Consider the following 15481-nt stretch of genomic DNA (forward strand, 5'->3'; position numbering starts at 1 on the left):
ATACGAAAACATGAGTGCTGAGGATATCGTTGATGAAGCATTCACCTATCAATCGATTCGACTTTGAATTATGACCCGGGCGTCACTTATCTGCCTACCTAACCGCCACCCGGTCACCCTTTTTGGCAAAAAAATCCTACAGCATTAGGAGATCGACTTCATGGCGAAGCTAACCTATCGGCAGCCGAACAAGGATCAAATTGACTGCCTTTCGGATGGGAAGTGGTGTGCTTTAATCCAGAAGCTCAACAGGGGTCGGTGGGAGCTGACGGTGGTGGAAATTCGCGGCCAGCGCCAAGACCAAACCCGGGGCATCGCGCTGGGCACCGGTGAACACTTCGACGCAGGCCCTCTTCAGGAAGCTAAAAGCGTGCTCTCCGATCTGCTCAATGCGGCATAGTCGCAGGGTGGGTAAGGAAGAGGTTTTCAGAGCATCCTGATCGTCGCAAATCCGTAATAACCAATTGATAATAAGAGCGTTCAATTCCAACACCAGTGGTGGGGCTGATCGGCTGGGTCGAACGCTAAAGACAGGCCCAGCTGGCGTCTGATGGGGCCAGCTTTGCCGGGAGTCGTTTTAGGCTGCCCGGCTTACTTCGGCGGTTTCATTCTGATGCCGGATCTTTTCGAGACTACCCGCTTTAATGGCACGCTTCACGCCTTCGCGCCCCAGTATTTCTAAACAGGCGTCAAAGTCATAATTCAGGCCTTTCCAGTTGAATGTTTGTGGGAACTGGCCATGCCGGATGAAGCTATCCATCGTCAATTCCATCAAGACGAACCAGCGTTGCAGATGATTAGCTGCGTTAACTGCTTTGGGATCGGTGTGTGCCTGGGCTGCTACGCGTCCAATAAAATCGCTCAACTGCACATTTTCGTTATTCTGGATGAGGTTGCCGTAGCCGGTGATCGTCGGGCGAAGGCCCGGACAGCATGACGGATATATGAATGAGTTTTCGGCGCGTTTCTTGATGATGAGATCACGGCTGTAAGGCATAGGGCTCTCTTTATAGTCAGGTCAGTGGAACGTAATAGTGGAAGGCTTAACCTGGGCTTTCTCATCGCTGGCCAGCTGCGTGATTCCTTTCCATGATTTGTAGTGCGCTTCAACCCCGGCAAGGTTGTTGAAAAGGCGGATACCGGGCATTCCGCACCAGGCACGAGTGCTGGCGTTGGTGGTCCACACTTCCCAGCCGCCAGACGTGCGTATCAGCGTCATGTGACTACCGCGAGCTTGGGTTTTGTAAGTGTTGTTATCGACTTTGGTGATTGTATTGGCCATGTGATGTCTCCGAGTCAGGCGATTGCCCTTGATATCTTGGCCGGTTGGCCAGTAGCGAACCAATAAAAGGTGGTCGATTTAATCGGTTTCGGGTCGGCTTGGCTTAACGAAAACGTCGCCCTCGCGTTGTTTGGGTGCTGTCGTTCGTGCGCTGTATGGACGGCCCACGATGCGTGCGGCTACCCACTTGTGGCCGTCTAGGACGATGAAGAGCATAACGAACATAAGAAACAAGTCAGCATACATTTAGTTTGGCCTTTGAGGATAAGTGCAGTGCATGGCACCCAGGGTTCGCGTTGCATTAGTCGGTCAGGTGGAAATATTCGTCAGAGCAGCCCGCTGCTATGGCCATATTTTGGCCCGCAGAGATGAGTCCGTAATAGTGCTCAATAAGCGATTTTATCAGGTCATCGCTAATGCCCAGCTCATCAGCGTTCTCGGCCATGATTAATATAGCGAGAGCACTGGTAATGACACCCACAACTTCTTTGGGCATGTCAGCTTCAGCAAAACCAAATCTGGTCTTTATCTTAAGGGTTTCGCCAGAGGGTGGGTTTTCTGGATATGCAAAGGGGTTGCCCATAGTTGTTTCTGCGAACGTCCAATCCGGGCCCGGGCTTTCACTAAAGGTTTGAGCTGTGGCGCCCATAAGCTTTTTTACAAACGTGGCTGCATGAGTCTGAAAGTGTTTCTCTAAAAAAACGTTGATGTCAGAGTTGTTGACCGCTTTTACATTGAACATGCTTGCGAATTGCGATTTCTGGATGCTCATGGCGTATTCTCCTGTTTGGCGCTGGGCGTACACGTGACTGGCGGTTGCCAATCTTAAGATATACTGATAATAGGCCAATGGCCTATATTGGTCAACGGGTTATTTAATTTCGTTGATTTTGGCCAATAAAAAGGCTTCCGAAGGAAGCCCGTTGTCTACGTTTTAGCGTTATTCAGACCAAGAATGAACCGCTTCTGCGCCGAACTCTGCGCGCCATTCCCGAAGAGTCTTTTGGTTTCCACCGCGGGTTTTTACAACTTCACCGGTGTGCGGGTTGGTGTATTTTTTCAATGCCCGGCGTGTTCCGCTTGGGGTTGCATCTTGGCTTCCAGTTTGATGGCTGACTGGCGCAAGTGTCGGATCGATTATCAGCAGTACATCCATGGCATCTTTGGCTGACTTGTCTTCATCCGCCAATAACTCTTTAATCTTGCGCTCGAACACCAAATCTTTCTTCAAGCTTTCGTCGTCTTCGAGTTTTGATAATTCATCAATAAGCTGTTCCATCAGCTGTTTCTTTTTGTAGTATTCGGTAATTTTAGCCATTTCGTTCTCCAGTGAGAGTATCTGATTAAGTCAATAGGATATCAGGGATGCGGAATATATCAGAGTTGCGTTTTTTTATCGAACTCATTGAAGATACGCTTGGAGTATTCGAAATATTATTAAGACTTGTTTACTCGATGTTTGGCTATGAATTCTTGCGTTCTTCTTTTTGCTTCATCTTCGGAAATTCGTTCTTTTTGATTCGTGTTTTTCGACGTGTCGCCGGCAATGTCATCTGTGCGCCCGCCATCCAGGTCAAGAAGGTTTTGCTTAATGGCGTTGGGCAGAGTGATGCCTTTCTTACATCGGGTTATCGCGACATAAAGAAGATTTACGGATTCCACTTCCTGTTCGGACAACGCAGCCTTGTTGTTCAGTTTGGCGACAACGGCCGCTGATAGAGATAGGTCACTGGTCAATCGCGTATAAGCCCATTCGCGGCCTTTAGCACGGTGACCGGTCAATAGGGTAATTCGGCCGCGATCATTCTTAACCTCATCCCAGGGCTTTGCGCAATGCTGAATAATGCCGGTCAGATGCTTCCCATGGTCAAGAATAAGACTTACGAGATCTCGGTACTCTGGGAATTCGTGCCCCATTGTTTTTGCAGCGTCCTCAAACGCATGCCAACTACCCAAACTTTTAAGGGCACTTACGCGCACATCGTCCAGGCGACCTTGATAAAGCGCCAGTGCGGATTCAGCCTTAATGCGAGTTTCCGCGGTGAGCCCGCCCGGTACATACACCGACTGGTGGGTACCTTGATATTCGGCGGCCACACTCAGCATCGTGACGTTGTTGCGCACCAGAACTGTGTGGTGGCGCCTCAAATCCATTTGCTGCAAATTATAATTCTGACCGATGAGAGGAACTGTTTCACCTAGCGACCTGAGCAGAATGTTTGCGGCGCCGGCAATTTGATGGTTGAAGCGGAAGGACTGGGAGAGCGGCATCACCAGCAGCCCGTCCTCTATTCTGGTTTTCATCGCATTTACAGCACCGCGCCACGAATAAATTTGCTGGTAGGGGTCCCCGATGAAAATCTTCTGACCAGCTTGATGACTGATGATGGCGTCGAGGACTAAATTGGTGTCTTGGTACTCATCCATAATCCACAATTCGCTGTCTTCGCTCAGCTCAATTTCTCGCAGTTGGAGTATCTTCACATAGCCGTCATGACTCAGTGGGAATCTATCGCGCTCGTTGCGCATGCGTCCCCATATTTGGCCCGCCAGCTCGGCTAATAGGCCGCTTAGTTCGTTTTCACGGGCACTATCGTCTGCCAGTCGCATAGCAAGCGGTACGATTTTACGGGGTACGTGGGCAATGCTTGGGGACGGGGCATCGCTGATCAAGAACGCGGTGAGGGTTGCCAGTGCTGCACCGGCTATCTGACCTGCAGTGCACTCGAGGTCTGCTCGATCTTCAAGTGCAAATTGCTGAACAATCAGCTTTGCGGGAATAGCCTTGCCGCGACAGTTCATCGTATATTCAAGTTTTCGTTGGTACAAAACGCTGGTTTTAACGATGTGATCGTGGGCCATGCCGTGACCAGTGGATACTTTGATGTGCGGTGGCATGCGCGATTCGGCATCCCGGCGTGCGCTGGCGTTAAACAGAATCATTCGGCCGCGGCGTCCTGTCGATCGTGCCGTGTCGACCGCTGTTGCGGTTTTTCCAGTGCCGGCGTACGCCTTAACCACGAGATCCCGGCCAGTGGCTGCGGCGGTACCAATCGCAGTCTGTTCGGCGGTTGGCTTAAACGTGGGAGCTGTGAACAAATCTGAGAGTCTTTTGGCGGCCATAATGTTGGTTCTTTGATACCCCAAGAAAGCAAATGGCGTGGCAATCACATGCCTTTGTTATCGTATGGTATACCATATTTACATGCATCAGTGAGCGAGGCGCAAAAAAGGTCGCAAACAGTGTGCGACCTTGTTTGGTCTATCGGTTCATTCAGCTTGGCGCCATGCCGCCATCGTGGTCTTCAAAGTCACCCATGTCATCGCTATCAGACACTCCATACGGAAACCCGCTCTCGCCAACTTCGCTGGGGTCACCCATCTGCCGGATACTGTCGTCACCGGCCACTATTGAGGGTTTGCCGCGTCCTGCGTCTCCGCGCAGCACCGCTTCCGCTTTTAGCAGGGCCTGCTCGTAACATGGATTTCGCCCAGGTCGGCGTAATGCCTTTTCCTTCCCGATGCTTTGATACGCTTCCCGAGCCGCATCCATAACGTCATTGTCTGACCGGCCTGCAGGTGATCCGCCGCTTTCCTCTATTGCCGATCGCAGAAATGCTATTTTATCTTCGAAAGCATCCAGTCCAAACGGTGGGTTAGGTCTGACGAACACCTCATCGTAGCAAGCCGCCAGGTTTTCGACCGGCCCGTGTTCGGTGTCGATGATGTCACCCGGTTGTCTGTTAAGTTGGGCGAATCCAGTAAGTTCCATGTGTAGCTCGGAGCATAGGATTGCCCCGTCACTTTCCAGATCGCTTAAAGCGCTGTCCATGAAGTCATAAAGTCTTTCGAGCTCACCGTCGATTACGTCTGCGGCGTCCACAATCCCGAGCTCGTAGGCCTGGTTAACCTTTACTATCAGGTGGGCAATGGATTCGCGAGCCTGCTGCATATCGTTAGAGAGCCATGGCAACTCTATACCCTCCATAGCTGGGCGCCGGTTACCGTCAAACTCGTTATTCGGAATCATTTGCATAAGTTTGCACCGTCTACATTGAAGGTGATTCGTAGTCGTCAGCTGGAATGTCCAGGCGGTCTTCTTCCGCCGCGAAATCCCACCCATCGCGTCCGATATTTTGAATCCGCTTGGCCAAGTCTTCGATGGGTAGGTAGAGCGTTGGGGCGTCCGTGGTATGAAGGCTCTCTGCTAAAGGGGAGCTGGTCAGCCAGTCGCTTAGACTTGTGAGGACGTGATCGTGACTATTTGCACTGCGGCCCTGTTCATCAAACAAATTTGTAGCGAGAGATGGCAGTCCTACTTGTGGGGCGATCACTTGAAAACCATCAAACATACCCTGTTCAATGGCATCGGCCTGCTCTTGGGTGATCGCTCCCGGCAAAATAACCGTCGCGCTTTTGCGATCGGATGCTGTGTGGTACTCCAGTTCAATCCGGGTGTTCATTCTTAAGCCGGACAGTCCCAATGGGTCAAGGTTAAGTCGAGCTTCTTCCGCTTTTACGTCCCAACCATTCTGGCCTACGGCTTCAATCCTAGCCACCAGATCATCAACAGTCATGGTTGTGGTGGGCGAATCTTGTGTGTGCAGGTTGATGTCTAGTTCGGGCTGAGTAATCCAGTCTGGAAGGACTGAGTAAGCGTGATCACCTGGTACCGGAAACTTGCGCATGGCACTGGTTTTCTCAGACAGCGTGGGGAGGCCAACTTGGTGCGCTATAAGCTCTCCGCCTGACGTTGAGATCAGGTTTTGTTGGATGGTGGCGATTTGCCGGTCGGTAATCTCGCCAGCTAGGATAATGGCGTCTTCTACTTTTTCGTGTGGACCTGGGTACATCAGTCGAATTTTGGTGTTCATTGGCGCATCCATAGTCTAGTGCTGGTGGTAAATAATTGTTGATATGCATCTATCGTAACCAAGAGTGTTGGGTCGCGATATGTAAGCGGGCATCTCGGGCGCACCTTGTCCACTTTGGTTGTCAGTTTGCAGTCATTAACCGGCAATCAGTATCGCATGATGTAACATGATATTACTGCCTTTTGGGCGATTGCGTCGGATGACCTTGTGAGATTTGAACCATTTGTTTGGAGTGTTTTGTACGATTTGCAGTATGCCTGGTATGCGATCGTCGACGGGGCTTACGGTTATGTGCCGATTTGGGTTTGGGTCTTTCTGGTTTTTGCGGCCTGGCTAAGCTTAAAGATTCTTTGGTGTGCCGTGAGACCCGGCCGGAAACCTAAATGGTCCAAGTCAGCGCAGGCGCAGCGTAAGGCCAGCCGAAAGCGTCATACGAGCTGGAAGGGAGAGGCTGCGGTAGTTCTCAAGCAGCTGAAAAAGGCGCCCTTGTCTGATGAGGTGACCGTTAAACTTCTGCAGTCAATGTCGCCTTTCGGCTTTGAATATCTGATTACCGAGGGGTTCCGGGGGAAGGGGGCCGAAGTGCGTAAAATACAGCGTGTGACCGGCGATGGCGGGATAGACGGTATGGTTCGGATTTCCTCGAAATGGCATTTAATCCAGGCAAAACGATACACTGCCCCGGTATCCGCGGGCATGATCTCGGAGTTTTTGGAGCTCTGCCAGAATAAGCGAATGCCGGGCTTGTTTGTGGCTACCAACGGCTTCAGCGAGCCCGCAAAGCGGTTTGCCCGTAAGGCAGGCCGGTTGACCTTGCTGGACGGGAGGCAATTGGTAGCGATGTTGCGATAAGTTATCGCATATCCTACTGCAGTACTTCAGAGCGCGCCTCTAGGTTAGAAAAATTTCGGTATCTAGGGTTCGCTCTGCTGCTGTCACCTTTACAAATTTGGTTGACTGGATGTTCCGTAAGCGGCGTTACCTGATGGCATCTTAGTTCTAACCTATTGATATAGAATTTAATTATTTGGTTGACTGATGGTTGATTTGGTCAGTGCTCCGCAGGCATCCGCCAGCTTTCTCCACTCTCCGGTTGTGGTTCCCCCCGGTGTGCACGTGTTGTTGTCCAAGAATGCCTGCATCCCAGGTGCTGTTTCTGAATCACTACTGCAGTCGTTGATGGATCGCGTTCGCTCAAAGGCCTTTGCAAACGGCCGAGCCATTTCCAAGAGCGCGTTGCTGGCGGACAAAACGGAATACGCTTGTTCCAGTGCCGGCAGGGATTCGCAGCATTGCCGGCTCAGATCGCCAAATCCATTGGGCATGGCGTCGGCGCGAATACGGGCAATCAGTTTTGCCAGATCGGACAGAGCGGCTTCCGCCAGCAATGGTGTGGGTGCTTCAGCCTTGCTGGCGGCTTGAAACGACTCCCACATACGTTGAGTGATGGTAGATGTAAACTCTTGCGCAGTTTCCGACCAATCCATTTCAGCTTTGCCGGCCATGGCCGTGGTAAACCGCTCGCGTTCTGATTGGCTCATTGTTATTCCTCTGTAAAAAGCCTTTCGGCTAGGGATTGGCGGTCCCGCTCGCCTACTACTTTTATGTTGATGAGCTCTTGGTGCAGGGCTTCCGTCGCCTCGTTCCACGTATGGAACCGGCATCGCGAAAGAAATACGCTGTCCCGGCCGCTGGGTGAAGGTTCGTACTCCCACTCACTTTGATGATTTAGACACAGGCCGGAGCGATTTCGGACAGCATAAACAAGCTGGTCCTCCTTGTTTTTCTCAACCGTATCTATGAACAACTCGCCTGACCGGTCGCTCCATCGGGTTGCGTTGATACCGTCTGGGTGACCGGTGCCTGAAAGCAAGCCGTTTACTAAGTGGTACAAAATCACTGGTGCAATAACAGATTCGTCCTCCCGGGTAGGGTGGGCGCAGTACCCGCCAAATTCCGGATGTTGCACGGTGATGCGATCGTCCACACGGCGAATCAGCCAACCTGTTGGAAAGGGTTGTCCAGGTGGCTGTCCAAGATCTGCTAAAGCCTCCCAGGCACACTGAACATGGTAGGACTTGTACTGTCCGGGCCAGGCCGAAGTGTTGGGCTGACGGTTAAGGCTCCACTCGCGGGGCGGCATGGCAGCCCAGGCTTCAAACTTAGATCTGGTGTCGTTAATGATCGTTCTCCTTTTGCCCGAGCAGGGCGGCTTCAATTTTGTCAGCGCACTCGTACAGGTCGTTGAACGTATGAGGTGCGTTGTCGACTTGCCGGATCACATCACGCAGGTCGCCTTCAATCCAAAGAAGGGCTTTGGCGATACGAGCCTCTAGTCGATCTACCTCTGCGACCAGTTTTGGGTTGTGTTGGCTGTCAGACGTTGTGGGTTTTTGCAGTTTTTCTTGCAGATTTCGTGTCACATAGTTGAACACCAAATCTTCACGGCTGCTGACCCAACAAATTACCCCGTCTTTTTCACACCCGACGCCAATCGGTGTGTTCTCGTCGTCGAAGATCACCACTGCACTGCACGCCCCGGTCATCTCGCCGTGCATTAGCTTGAAAAGGTGCAACAGTTTTTTCGTATCAGTAATTATTTTGCTCCGACATGCAATTGCTCAACCCTTGGTGGTTGAGGGCGAACTATCAGTGTTGGTGCCCAATCGCTGACTAATTTGGGATTGCCAATAACAAAGCTGAAATCCACGATATCAACGATGTCTTCTTCTTCGCTGTAGGCGAATACTTTACCGAAGTAATCCGCATCTTTTCCTGTCGGCATCTGCTCGCTACACTTGATCCAATCAACACTTTCAGTGACTGCGGTGGCCGCTAGCTTACGAACCTGATTGACCAGCATTAAACAGCGCAAGGCAAACTTGGAAGGCGAAAACTCTTCCTTATTTTCTACTGCATTGCATAACTCAAGGGCTTTGTACGCTAAACCTCGCGGATCAATTTTGGGATGTCCATCTACCACTGCAGTCACACCTGCATTGGCATCAAGTAAAGCCCGAGCCTCTTTAACAACGATCAGGTCACGCTCAATGCGCCGGGCCAGCTCGCTAGACCGGCGCGATTCGATTTCGCTTTCCAGGTTGTCGGCAAGTTCTTTTATGATGTCACGCCATGCTTTGGGCGCGTCGGTGGTGTAGTTAAATTGATCCAGCGTACAGAGCCACACACGACCACCGTCCGGACCCTCATCTTGCCACTCGACGATATCGCCAAAAACTCTGTTGCACGCATCGTCCTCGCCCGTTGATACATCAATACTGACTTTATTCCCAACCACAAGTTCGAGCATTTCATCTGGCAGATCTCCCAGGCAATCCATATCTCTGTACCACTGGATACCGTTGAGTATCATCGCCGTTGCCTCAGGCTCGAACTCTGGCGCGCCGGTACTGAACTCAGGCTCACGTAATACGGTTTCATCAGCAGTCTTCGCGGCTCTGGCCAGCATTCTGGCTAACTCATGGGGTTTATAATCGGACAAACGAATATTCAGTTCACGGTTGAACAGACCGCGGAAGTACGCCATATCCAAGCCGTATCGGTTTGTGCCTCTTTCGTTAGGGACACTGGTGCTGGAAAGCTTCAGGAAGGCGTCAAGAGCCATTGTTACGTCATCGAAACCCAGTGATTTGGATTGCTCCAAAATCTCATCATAACGTTCTGCTTTGTGCGTAATGTCTACGCCGGGTTCTGATGATAGGTGAGCCTTCAATTTTTCGTGAGTGCTGGCCCACGGCTCAAGAAGTCCGTAACGCTCTTTTAGGTCACCGTCTAGCAGGCCGTTTATCACCTGGCAGAATTGTTCCATTAATTCAGTCTGCCCTTGGTGAAATGCCTGGCGCCGGTGATCTTCAATAACGGCTTTGGGTACGCTGAAGTGGAGGGGTGACCATGCACCACTGCGCTTGCGCACGTCGTCAATCTGGCAATCGTGTAATGGGCCCTCAAAGCCACCCGTTGATGTGGGCCTGATCCACGCAACCGTTTCGTCGTTTTCAAACGAGGCCGAGGCGAAGGCCTGCCAGCCAATCCAACGCTGGTGCTGCGCAAAAGCGTCACTGGAAGCCTTCGGATTCAGTAAGGGGTTATCGGGCTCATACCGGCCTTTGCCACACCACTCCGGGTTCCAGACAACGTGTTCTGGCACAGGGAATTTATCTTCAAAGGTTGCCCTGTTGTGACTCATGAGGTAGTCCTTGTGTGGTTGTCGATTTGATTAGTCGTCTTCGGGGATTCTTTGGCCACATCTGAGCGGAATGAAGTTACGCCCAGCTGGCGGTACGCTTCCAGCAATTCTTGAGGCGGTATTAAGGGAAAGTTCATCCACCATCGGGAGTCGCCTGAGGGAGCTTTAGTGATCACTTCGCTGACCGTGAGGTCTGCTGTGTCGGCCTCCTCGGTTTCATCCCAGTGCCAGTCAGAACACTCTAAGGCCGCAGCCTTCACCGAATCTTCGCGCTGGCCTGGGGTCATGGCATTCCATTCGCTGCGGTCAAACTCAATGACATTGGTGCAATCGTTCGCGGCGCGATCTGTGATCAGGTATTTGATTTTTACGGTGCTATCCATGTGCGCTCTCGCTTCGATGTACATGTTCTGCGCTGCGAGGGTCGCTGGTTTGTCGACCGGCAGTGTAGGCGTCAGAAAATATGGATCAAAGGATACCCTGCTACGGTGCAATAATTGGTCTTTTCTCGACATTGTACCGAAATTAGATTGCTCTATTAATTGCCAGAGTTTTATCCTTGGCTAGTAATATAGGCCATTGGCCTATATACGTCAATAGTGGTTTCTGTATTTTTAATTGTTTTACGGTATACGTTTTGTGGGGCTGCTCTCAGCCCTAGTGGTCGGCCTAAATAGATAGCTTTGCCAACGATGTAAGCATCTGGAGTGCCGTCCAACGGTGAGGGTACCGGCTTGGTTAAAGTAATCCATACCCGCAGGGTGATATCTCAATTGCCGGTTAAGCATGAAGCCTGGTTTAACCTCCACATAATGGGTTCCCGATATAATTTTCCAGGGTCTCCATAGTCCACTGGCAATTTCACTAAAGCTATCACCCAGCTGTTGAATGCACTGGAAATGGAGTTGTCAAAAAACCCAGTTCTGCTCCAAGATCGGATACAGCCAGACAAAAATCGCCTTTCCCGTTCTCCAGGATTTCATTGATTTCGCTCTCAAACCGAGAATCGTAGATATGCAAGTCAGCATCACCGACGGTATAGGCGCCCAATCTATCTGAGGGACATTCGTTCAAGACATTTTGCAGCTTTCTGAGCCAGTCCCGCTCAGTTTTTGTTAGTGGCTTTATCTTCATTCTGGGTTTCCATTGTTGGTCTTGGGTTCCTGTTCCCCTGCGATGCCGCGGTACCAGATCGCAATCGGACCATCTTCGGTATCGTGAATGCTGAGCAAGTGCCATTCAGCACCTGGTTGCTCGGGTTCCCACCCAAGGCTTCCCGGGTTGCCCTGCTCGTAATGCCGAATCCACGCTGGATGATCCGCGGGTATCTCGTATTCCATTTCGGACGTTTGAATTTCGATGCCGTGTTCACCAAGCCACATATCCCATTCATCGGCGGGTACAATTTCTCTATCTCCAAGCAATTTGGTTAAAGCTGGGTGCGTCCAGTCACCATCGCTGTCTCGTGCTACGGGCTCCAAAACGAGCATTACACGTCCTCATGGTTGCTTAGTACTGATGTAACCACAATGGGCTTTTGTGCATTCATTATTTTGGTGTCCTTTTTCTGATAGAAATAGCCTAGCCCTGCATAACAGGGCTGTGTCGGCTGTGGGTTATTCGGTTGTCTCAACTGACGGTTTGCTCAGTGATGTACCGTTTATCGATGAGCCATAAGCCGCCATGCTGGCATACTGTTGCCCTTTGTCGGACGCTGTATCCACCACGATCACGCTGCCTGGGTTTTTTGAGGCCGAGATAATCGAATCACGCCGATCCAGTCCGTCCATAGCATGCAGTAGCATGCTTGGGTCAAGGTCGGGGAAAGCATCGCGGAACGCCTTAATGGATTTCACCATTTCTTGGGTAAACAGATTTTTCGCTTCGCCGGCCGCTGCAGCTCGCAAGGTTAGTGATTTCGCGTCCGCTTCGGCTTCACCGGTTTGCTCCAAGAAAATGGCCCGCTTGAAATCTTCCGCGGCTTCCGCGCGGCGCCGGTTTTCTATCCGCTTATTGGAGGCTTCCTCAATGCTGGCGTCCAGCTTGGGGTCTTCCACGATCACTCGCAGGCATTCCCAACCGTGGATATCGTAAATTTTGTTCAGCGTTTCCATGACAGCTTTGCTGATTTTTTCACGGTCACTGTATACCTCGGATAGCTCAAGCGTGGGGACAATGGCTTTCACCGCTTCGCTGATCGATGCCTTAATTTGGTCTTCAGGGTTTTCCAGATTGAATGTTGCTTCCATAACGCTAGATGAGCGAATCTGCATGACGGCCTTCACTTCCAGATCGAAAAAGGCTTCCTCTTTGGAGCGGGCTCTGTTGGTAACCTTTATGATGCGTTCGGCTAATGAAACTCTGTCTGAAGTGCTTTGAAGTGGGAAGGGGAGCTTGAAGTACAAGCCAGGTTCAGTGATCGTTCTTAATACTTCACCGCCAGCCCACGAATAGATCATGCGAGCTTGGCGGGGTTCCACCAGTACAAGGGTGCTTATCAGCATAGGAAGCGCTATTCCCATAGCAATAATACCTGCAATGATTGCGAAAAATGTTTCGTATGCGCTCATTTTGTATTTCCTTGAGTTGTCTTATGGGTAGATGTGGTGCCGCGATCGTAATCGGCTGCAAATTTCAACAAGCGATTACACGCGGCGGTAACGGATACATTTTCTAGGCGTCTCGCCACTTTTGGTTCAGTGCACATCACACGCTCAGTTACCAAGCGGTGTGTTTGACGCAAGGCACCTATACCTAGCAATTCGTCATAAGCGCGTTGTTTCCTTGGGCTTCGGTTCTGTTGGATGGGCAGGATTCGCCTGTAGGCTTCCTGTCTCCATGCCTCTTTCAATGCTGTCAATTTGGTCTGAGCCATAACGGCTACTCCTTTTAAATATTCTTTTGGCAGGCAGGGGCCTGTTATTCCGTGTTCGCTTCTCGCTTTGGCGGTAGTTCTGCCAGCGGTGATCGCTCTCAAGTCGGGGCGTTGCCCCTATGCTTATCAGTGTTGGTCGGGCGCAGCCCTCCCATCACCCAGGCACACTCCGCGCTTGCGGAGCGGGCCCTTTGGCTTACTCTGTTGGGCTGCTCACCACCTCTGCGAATGTGGTCATGTAATTGGCAAAGCTCATGCCGGTTGGCTGTATGCGCCACGCATAATCAATCCACAGATCATCAACTTCAAAAGCGTTAATATTTAGAGGTTTCAGGCAGGCATTGATGGCTTTCAGTAGTTCTTCGTGCGCTGTTCCTGCCGCTTTGCTGGTGGCGAAATATTGGTTGGGTGCGCCATCGCCGTGGTTGATGACTTTTAGTGCCTCGACGCCGTTGTGGGCTATTTTAGCGGTGATGATTTGGCTGTCCCTGCCCAATCCTTTCTCCGTGTACTGTGTGACTGACCACTCCTGAAGTGTGCTGTCAGGTTGGGGTAGGTAGGCTGGCATTAGCAGGCTGGCTGGAATGGACAGTATGTGTTGTTCGGTCAGGCTGACGGTGGGTTTGACTCCACCTCGGAGTACGCGGCCGGTGTGGTGGGCGCCCTCATGTTGAAACGCCACGATGTCCCCTTTGCTGGCGGACGATTGTGGGGTTTTTTGCAGGTCCATGTAGACACGAAGGTTTTTCGGAATGGGCGTTCCAGCGTGGGGCTTGGCATCCAGTCGCGTCAGCAGCTTTTGGGGTGTCGTGCAGCGGTTCGCCTTAAACCATTGGAGTTCGTGGCTATTTGAAAACACAATCTCGGCTCGGGTTGGGGTCAATACATTTATGAATGCCGTAATGGGTTCGCAGCCAGGGCCAGGGGTTATCGTAACGATCTGTTTCTTTTTGAGCGTGGTCATAGCGATCACTCTTTGTAAATACTTGCCGGTGCGCCGGTTGTGTCCGTTGAGGTCCGCCAGCGCATGCGCTTTTTGGCTGGGCCTGTTATGGCATGGCCCTGCTACATGCTAGGGCCGTCATTGTCGTTGCTCATGGTTTGCATGAGTTCTATGTCCAGGCTCTCCGAGCCATAGGTTTTAATGGTTGCACCGGCTGACGCTACGGCAATCTCCGAGTACATCTGGTAGGTCAGGTCGGCTTCGTCAATCAGGTCGCTGACCGACTCGGGGAGCGCGAAGTGTTTTTCAATGAGAGTGCTGGCGGCAGCGGGTTCGAGTGTTCCCGAGAGTAGCCATATCGCGCTCATACCAAAGTTAGGTTGTGCGGTGGCAAGCAAGGCGCTTGTGACGTTGTTAAACGACAGTTCAACGCCGGAAGTGGCGTTCTTGCTGTCTACGATAAGCAGGGTTCCACCTGTTTTCGTTGGGTCTATGTGGAAGTGGGGGTCAACGCTGGCACCTTCAGTCGAGTCCAGAATCCGCTTTTGAAAGCCAGTATCTCTGATAGATTTCATGGGTGTGGCTTCAAAGGCAAACTGAGAGGGATGGTTTAGAAAAATTTGGGTGGTCATGGGTTTTGCTTTCCTAATAAGTTGTCGCTGGCGGTTTTAACTTCGTTGTCGGGCCTTGCGTATATGAGGTCACGCCGTTCCCGAAATTTTGACGATTTGCAGGTTTCCTGTCCGGTAGGCTCCAGTGTCCAGATAAACCACATTGTCGATCCGGGTCACTTCTTTAAGGATGGAATGCCCGACATAGACCGTATCGATACCTTTCACTGGGCCGAGGGTTTTGCCTGTTGAACGCTCAACCCGCTCTCGGCTCCATACATCGCGGAGGGCATCAAACTCGCCCCATTGCCCGCTGGTTACGTCTGCGTGGATGATGCCTACTCGACCGCTGGCGGTTCCCACTTCCAGTGCGAGGGGCATTCTATCCATTACGTCATTGATTAGAACGCGAAGGTCGTTACGATCATGTGCGAGCGACCATGTTCCGCCGTTCATAAGCCAATTCACTTCATCGCCGCCGTTCATGGCTTCGTGCATCAGAACTTCGTGGTTTCCGCGTACTGCAAAGAACCAGGGCTCGTAGGGCAGTGAAAGGCATTCAAAAGACTCAAGCCCGCGATCTATAAGATCGCCAACGCTGAATAGCCGGTCGATTTTCTTGTCGAACGCCATGGCTTTCAGGGTGTCCATCAAAAAGGCGGTAGCAGCCGTGTATGTCGCCCACAACG

At 51.5% G+C, this 15481-nt stretch carries 21 protein-coding genes; 2 read left to right on the forward strand and 19 right to left on the reverse strand.

Annotated elements, in window-relative coordinates; translation table 11 throughout:
* The first annotated feature begins 160 nt into the window (after positions 1 to 160).
* On the forward strand, positions 161 to 400 hold the full coding sequence (locus MELB17_RS21875; protein WP_007352534.1) for a hypothetical protein: 240 nt from the start codon (positions 161 to 163) through the stop codon (positions 398 to 400).
* Positions 401 to 577: 177 nt separating this feature from the next.
* On the opposite strand, the gene MELB17_RS21880 is transcribed toward MELB17_RS21875, so the two are convergent.
* The 7 genes from MELB17_RS21880 to MELB17_RS21910 form a co-directional block, all read right to left on the reverse strand.
* Positions 578 to 997, reverse strand: a complete 420-nt coding sequence (locus MELB17_RS21880; RefSeq protein WP_007352535.1) for a hypothetical protein — start codon at positions 995 to 997, stop codon at positions 578 to 580.
* 21 nt (positions 998 to 1018) lie between these two features.
* Positions 1019 to 1282: a hypothetical protein gene (locus MELB17_RS21885; RefSeq protein WP_007352536.1), complete on the reverse strand. Its 264-nt coding sequence runs from the start codon at positions 1280 to 1282 to the stop codon at positions 1019 to 1021.
* A gap of 301 nt (positions 1283 to 1583) precedes the next feature.
* Positions 1584 to 2054 (reverse strand): hypothetical protein, encoded by a 471-nt coding sequence (locus tag MELB17_RS21890; protein WP_007352538.1) that lies wholly within the window; start codon positions 2052 to 2054, stop codon positions 1584 to 1586.
* Between the two features lie 168 nt (positions 2055 to 2222).
* Positions 2223 to 2600, reverse strand: coding sequence for a histone-like nucleoid-structuring protein, MvaT/MvaU family (locus tag MELB17_RS21895; protein WP_007352539.1), 378 nt, complete (start codon positions 2598 to 2600; stop codon positions 2223 to 2225).
* Positions 2601 to 2719: 119 nt separating this feature from the next.
* Complete coding sequence (locus tag MELB17_RS21900) at positions 2720 to 4225, reverse strand: UvrD-helicase domain-containing protein (RefSeq protein WP_413540304.1); 1506 nt, start codon at positions 4223 to 4225, stop codon at positions 2720 to 2722.
* Between the two features lie 331 nt (positions 4226 to 4556).
* Positions 4557 to 5318, reverse strand: a complete 762-nt coding sequence (locus MELB17_RS21905; RefSeq protein WP_007352541.1) for a hypothetical protein — start codon at positions 5316 to 5318, stop codon at positions 4557 to 4559.
* Between the two features lie 13 nt (positions 5319 to 5331).
* Entirely contained in the window at positions 5332 to 6156 is an 825-nt protein-coding gene (locus tag MELB17_RS21910; RefSeq protein WP_036186002.1) for a hypothetical protein, read from the reverse strand.
* Positions 6157 to 6393: 237 nt separating this feature from the next.
* Here MELB17_RS21910 and MELB17_RS23435 point away from each other — a divergent pair, with 237 nt between their 5' ends.
* Complete coding sequence (locus MELB17_RS23435; RefSeq protein ID WP_157133384.1) at positions 6394 to 7008, forward strand: restriction endonuclease; 615 nt, start codon at positions 6394 to 6396, stop codon at positions 7006 to 7008.
* Between the two features lie 167 nt (positions 7009 to 7175).
* Here MELB17_RS23435 and MELB17_RS21920 read toward each other — a convergent pair whose 3' ends face one another.
* The 12 genes from MELB17_RS21920 to MELB17_RS21975 form a co-directional block, all read right to left on the reverse strand.
* Positions 7176 to 7697 (reverse strand): hypothetical protein, encoded by a 522-nt coding sequence (locus MELB17_RS21920; protein WP_007352544.1) that lies wholly within the window; start codon positions 7695 to 7697, stop codon positions 7176 to 7178.
* Between the two features lie 2 nt (positions 7698 to 7699).
* Entirely contained in the window at positions 7700 to 8299 is a 600-nt protein-coding gene (locus MELB17_RS21925) for a hypothetical protein (protein ID WP_007352545.1), read from the reverse strand.
* A gap of 34 nt (positions 8300 to 8333) precedes the next feature.
* The gene (locus MELB17_RS23440) at positions 8334 to 8732 is read right to left on the reverse strand and encodes a hypothetical protein (protein WP_157133385.1); all 399 of its coding nucleotides are present in this window, start codon (positions 8730 to 8732) and stop codon (positions 8334 to 8336) included.
* 20 nt (positions 8733 to 8752) lie between these two features.
* Positions 8753 to 10363, reverse strand: a complete 1611-nt coding sequence (locus tag MELB17_RS21935) for a hypothetical protein (protein WP_007352547.1) — start codon at positions 10361 to 10363, stop codon at positions 8753 to 8755.
* Complete coding sequence (locus tag MELB17_RS21940; protein WP_007352548.1) at positions 10360 to 10746, reverse strand: hypothetical protein; 387 nt, start codon at positions 10744 to 10746, stop codon at positions 10360 to 10362. The genes MELB17_RS21935 and MELB17_RS21940 overlap by 4 nt, the downstream gene beginning before the upstream one ends.
* Before the next feature lie 490 nt (positions 10747 to 11236).
* Positions 11237 to 11497 (reverse strand): hypothetical protein, encoded by a 261-nt coding sequence (locus MELB17_RS21945; RefSeq protein WP_007352549.1) that lies wholly within the window; start codon positions 11495 to 11497, stop codon positions 11237 to 11239.
* A complete protein-coding gene (locus tag MELB17_RS21950) occupies positions 11494 to 11853 on the reverse strand; it encodes a hypothetical protein (protein ID WP_007352550.1) in 360 nt (119 codons plus the stop codon). The genes MELB17_RS21945 and MELB17_RS21950 overlap by 4 nt, the downstream gene beginning before the upstream one ends.
* A 126-nt stretch (positions 11854 to 11979) precedes the next feature.
* A complete protein-coding gene (locus tag MELB17_RS21955; protein ID WP_007352551.1) occupies positions 11980 to 12933 on the reverse strand; it encodes an SPFH domain-containing protein in 954 nt (317 codons plus the stop codon).
* A complete protein-coding gene (locus MELB17_RS21960; RefSeq protein WP_007352552.1) occupies positions 12930 to 13238 on the reverse strand; it encodes a hypothetical protein in 309 nt (102 codons plus the stop codon). The genes MELB17_RS21955 and MELB17_RS21960 overlap by 4 nt, the downstream gene beginning before the upstream one ends.
* 196 nt (positions 13239 to 13434) lie before the next feature.
* Positions 13435 to 14202 carry a hypothetical protein gene (locus MELB17_RS21965; RefSeq protein ID WP_007352553.1) on the reverse strand — a complete coding sequence of 256 codons (768 nt, stop codon included), beginning with the start codon at positions 14200 to 14202 and terminating at the stop codon, positions 13435 to 13437.
* A 101-nt stretch (positions 14203 to 14303) separates the two neighbouring features.
* Positions 14304 to 14813, reverse strand: coding sequence for a hypothetical protein (locus tag MELB17_RS21970; protein WP_007352554.1), 510 nt, complete (start codon positions 14811 to 14813; stop codon positions 14304 to 14306).
* Positions 14814 to 14882: 69 nt separating this feature from the next.
* A partial coding sequence (locus MELB17_RS21975) for a metallophosphoesterase (protein ID WP_157133386.1) occupies positions 14883 to 15481 on the reverse strand: 599 nt, incomplete at its 5' end.

This window comes from Marinobacter sp. ELB17 (genome assembly GCF_000169375.1).
Lineage (GTDB): Bacteria > Pseudomonadota > Gammaproteobacteria > Pseudomonadales > Oleiphilaceae > Marinobacter.

Excerpts from the sequence above, each read along its gene's own strand:
- MELB17_RS21875 (WP_007352534.1), top strand. The coding sequence starts at position 161 with ATGGCGAAGCTAACCTATCGGCAGCCGAACAAGGATCAAATTGACTGC.
- MELB17_RS21880 (WP_007352535.1), bottom strand. The coding sequence starts at position 997 with ATGCCTTACAGCCGTGATCTCATCATCAAGAAACGCGCCGAAAACTCA.
- MELB17_RS21885 (WP_007352536.1), bottom strand. The coding sequence starts at position 1,282 with ATGGCCAATACAATCACCAAAGTCGATAACAACACTTACAAAACCCAA.
- MELB17_RS21890 (WP_007352538.1), bottom strand. The coding sequence starts at position 2,054 with ATGAGCATCCAGAAATCGCAATTCGCAAGCATGTTCAATGTAAAAGCG.
- MELB17_RS21895 (WP_007352539.1), bottom strand. The coding sequence starts at position 2,600 with ATGGCTAAAATTACCGAATACTACAAAAAGAAACAGCTGATGGAACAG.
- MELB17_RS21900 (WP_413540304.1), bottom strand. The coding sequence starts at position 4,225 with ATGATTCTGTTTAACGCCAGCGCACGCCGGGATGCCGAATCGCGCATG.
- MELB17_RS21905 (WP_007352541.1), bottom strand. The coding sequence starts at position 5,318 with ATGCAAATGATTCCGAATAACGAGTTTGACGGTAACCGGCGCCCAGCT.
- MELB17_RS21910 (WP_036186002.1), bottom strand. The coding sequence starts at position 6,156 with ATGAACACCAAAATTCGACTGATGTACCCAGGTCCACACGAAAAAGTA.
- MELB17_RS21920 (WP_007352544.1), bottom strand. The coding sequence starts at position 7,697 with ATGAGCCAATCAGAACGCGAGCGGTTTACCACGGCCATGGCCGGCAAA.
- MELB17_RS21925 (WP_007352545.1), bottom strand. The coding sequence starts at position 8,299 with ATGCCGCCCCGCGAGTGGAGCCTTAACCGTCAGCCCAACACTTCGGCC.
- MELB17_RS21935 (WP_007352547.1), bottom strand. The coding sequence starts at position 10,363 with ATGAGTCACAACAGGGCAACCTTTGAAGATAAATTCCCTGTGCCAGAA.
- MELB17_RS21940 (WP_007352548.1), bottom strand. The coding sequence starts at position 10,746 with ATGGATAGCACCGTAAAAATCAAATACCTGATCACAGATCGCGCCGCG.
- MELB17_RS21945 (WP_007352549.1), bottom strand. The coding sequence starts at position 11,497 with ATGAAGATAAAGCCACTAACAAAAACTGAGCGGGACTGGCTCAGAAAG.
- MELB17_RS21950 (WP_007352550.1), bottom strand. The coding sequence starts at position 11,853 with ATGCTCGTTTTGGAGCCCGTAGCACGAGACAGCGATGGTGACTGGACG.
- MELB17_RS21955 (WP_007352551.1), bottom strand. The coding sequence starts at position 12,933 with ATGAGCGCATACGAAACATTTTTCGCAATCATTGCAGGTATTATTGCT.
- MELB17_RS21960 (WP_007352552.1), bottom strand. The coding sequence starts at position 13,238 with ATGGCTCAGACCAAATTGACAGCATTGAAAGAGGCATGGAGACAGGAA.
- MELB17_RS21965 (WP_007352553.1), bottom strand. The coding sequence starts at position 14,202 with ATGACCACGCTCAAAAAGAAACAGATCGTTACGATAACCCCTGGCCCT.
- MELB17_RS21970 (WP_007352554.1), bottom strand. The coding sequence starts at position 14,813 with ATGACCACCCAAATTTTTCTAAACCATCCCTCTCAGTTTGCCTTTGAA.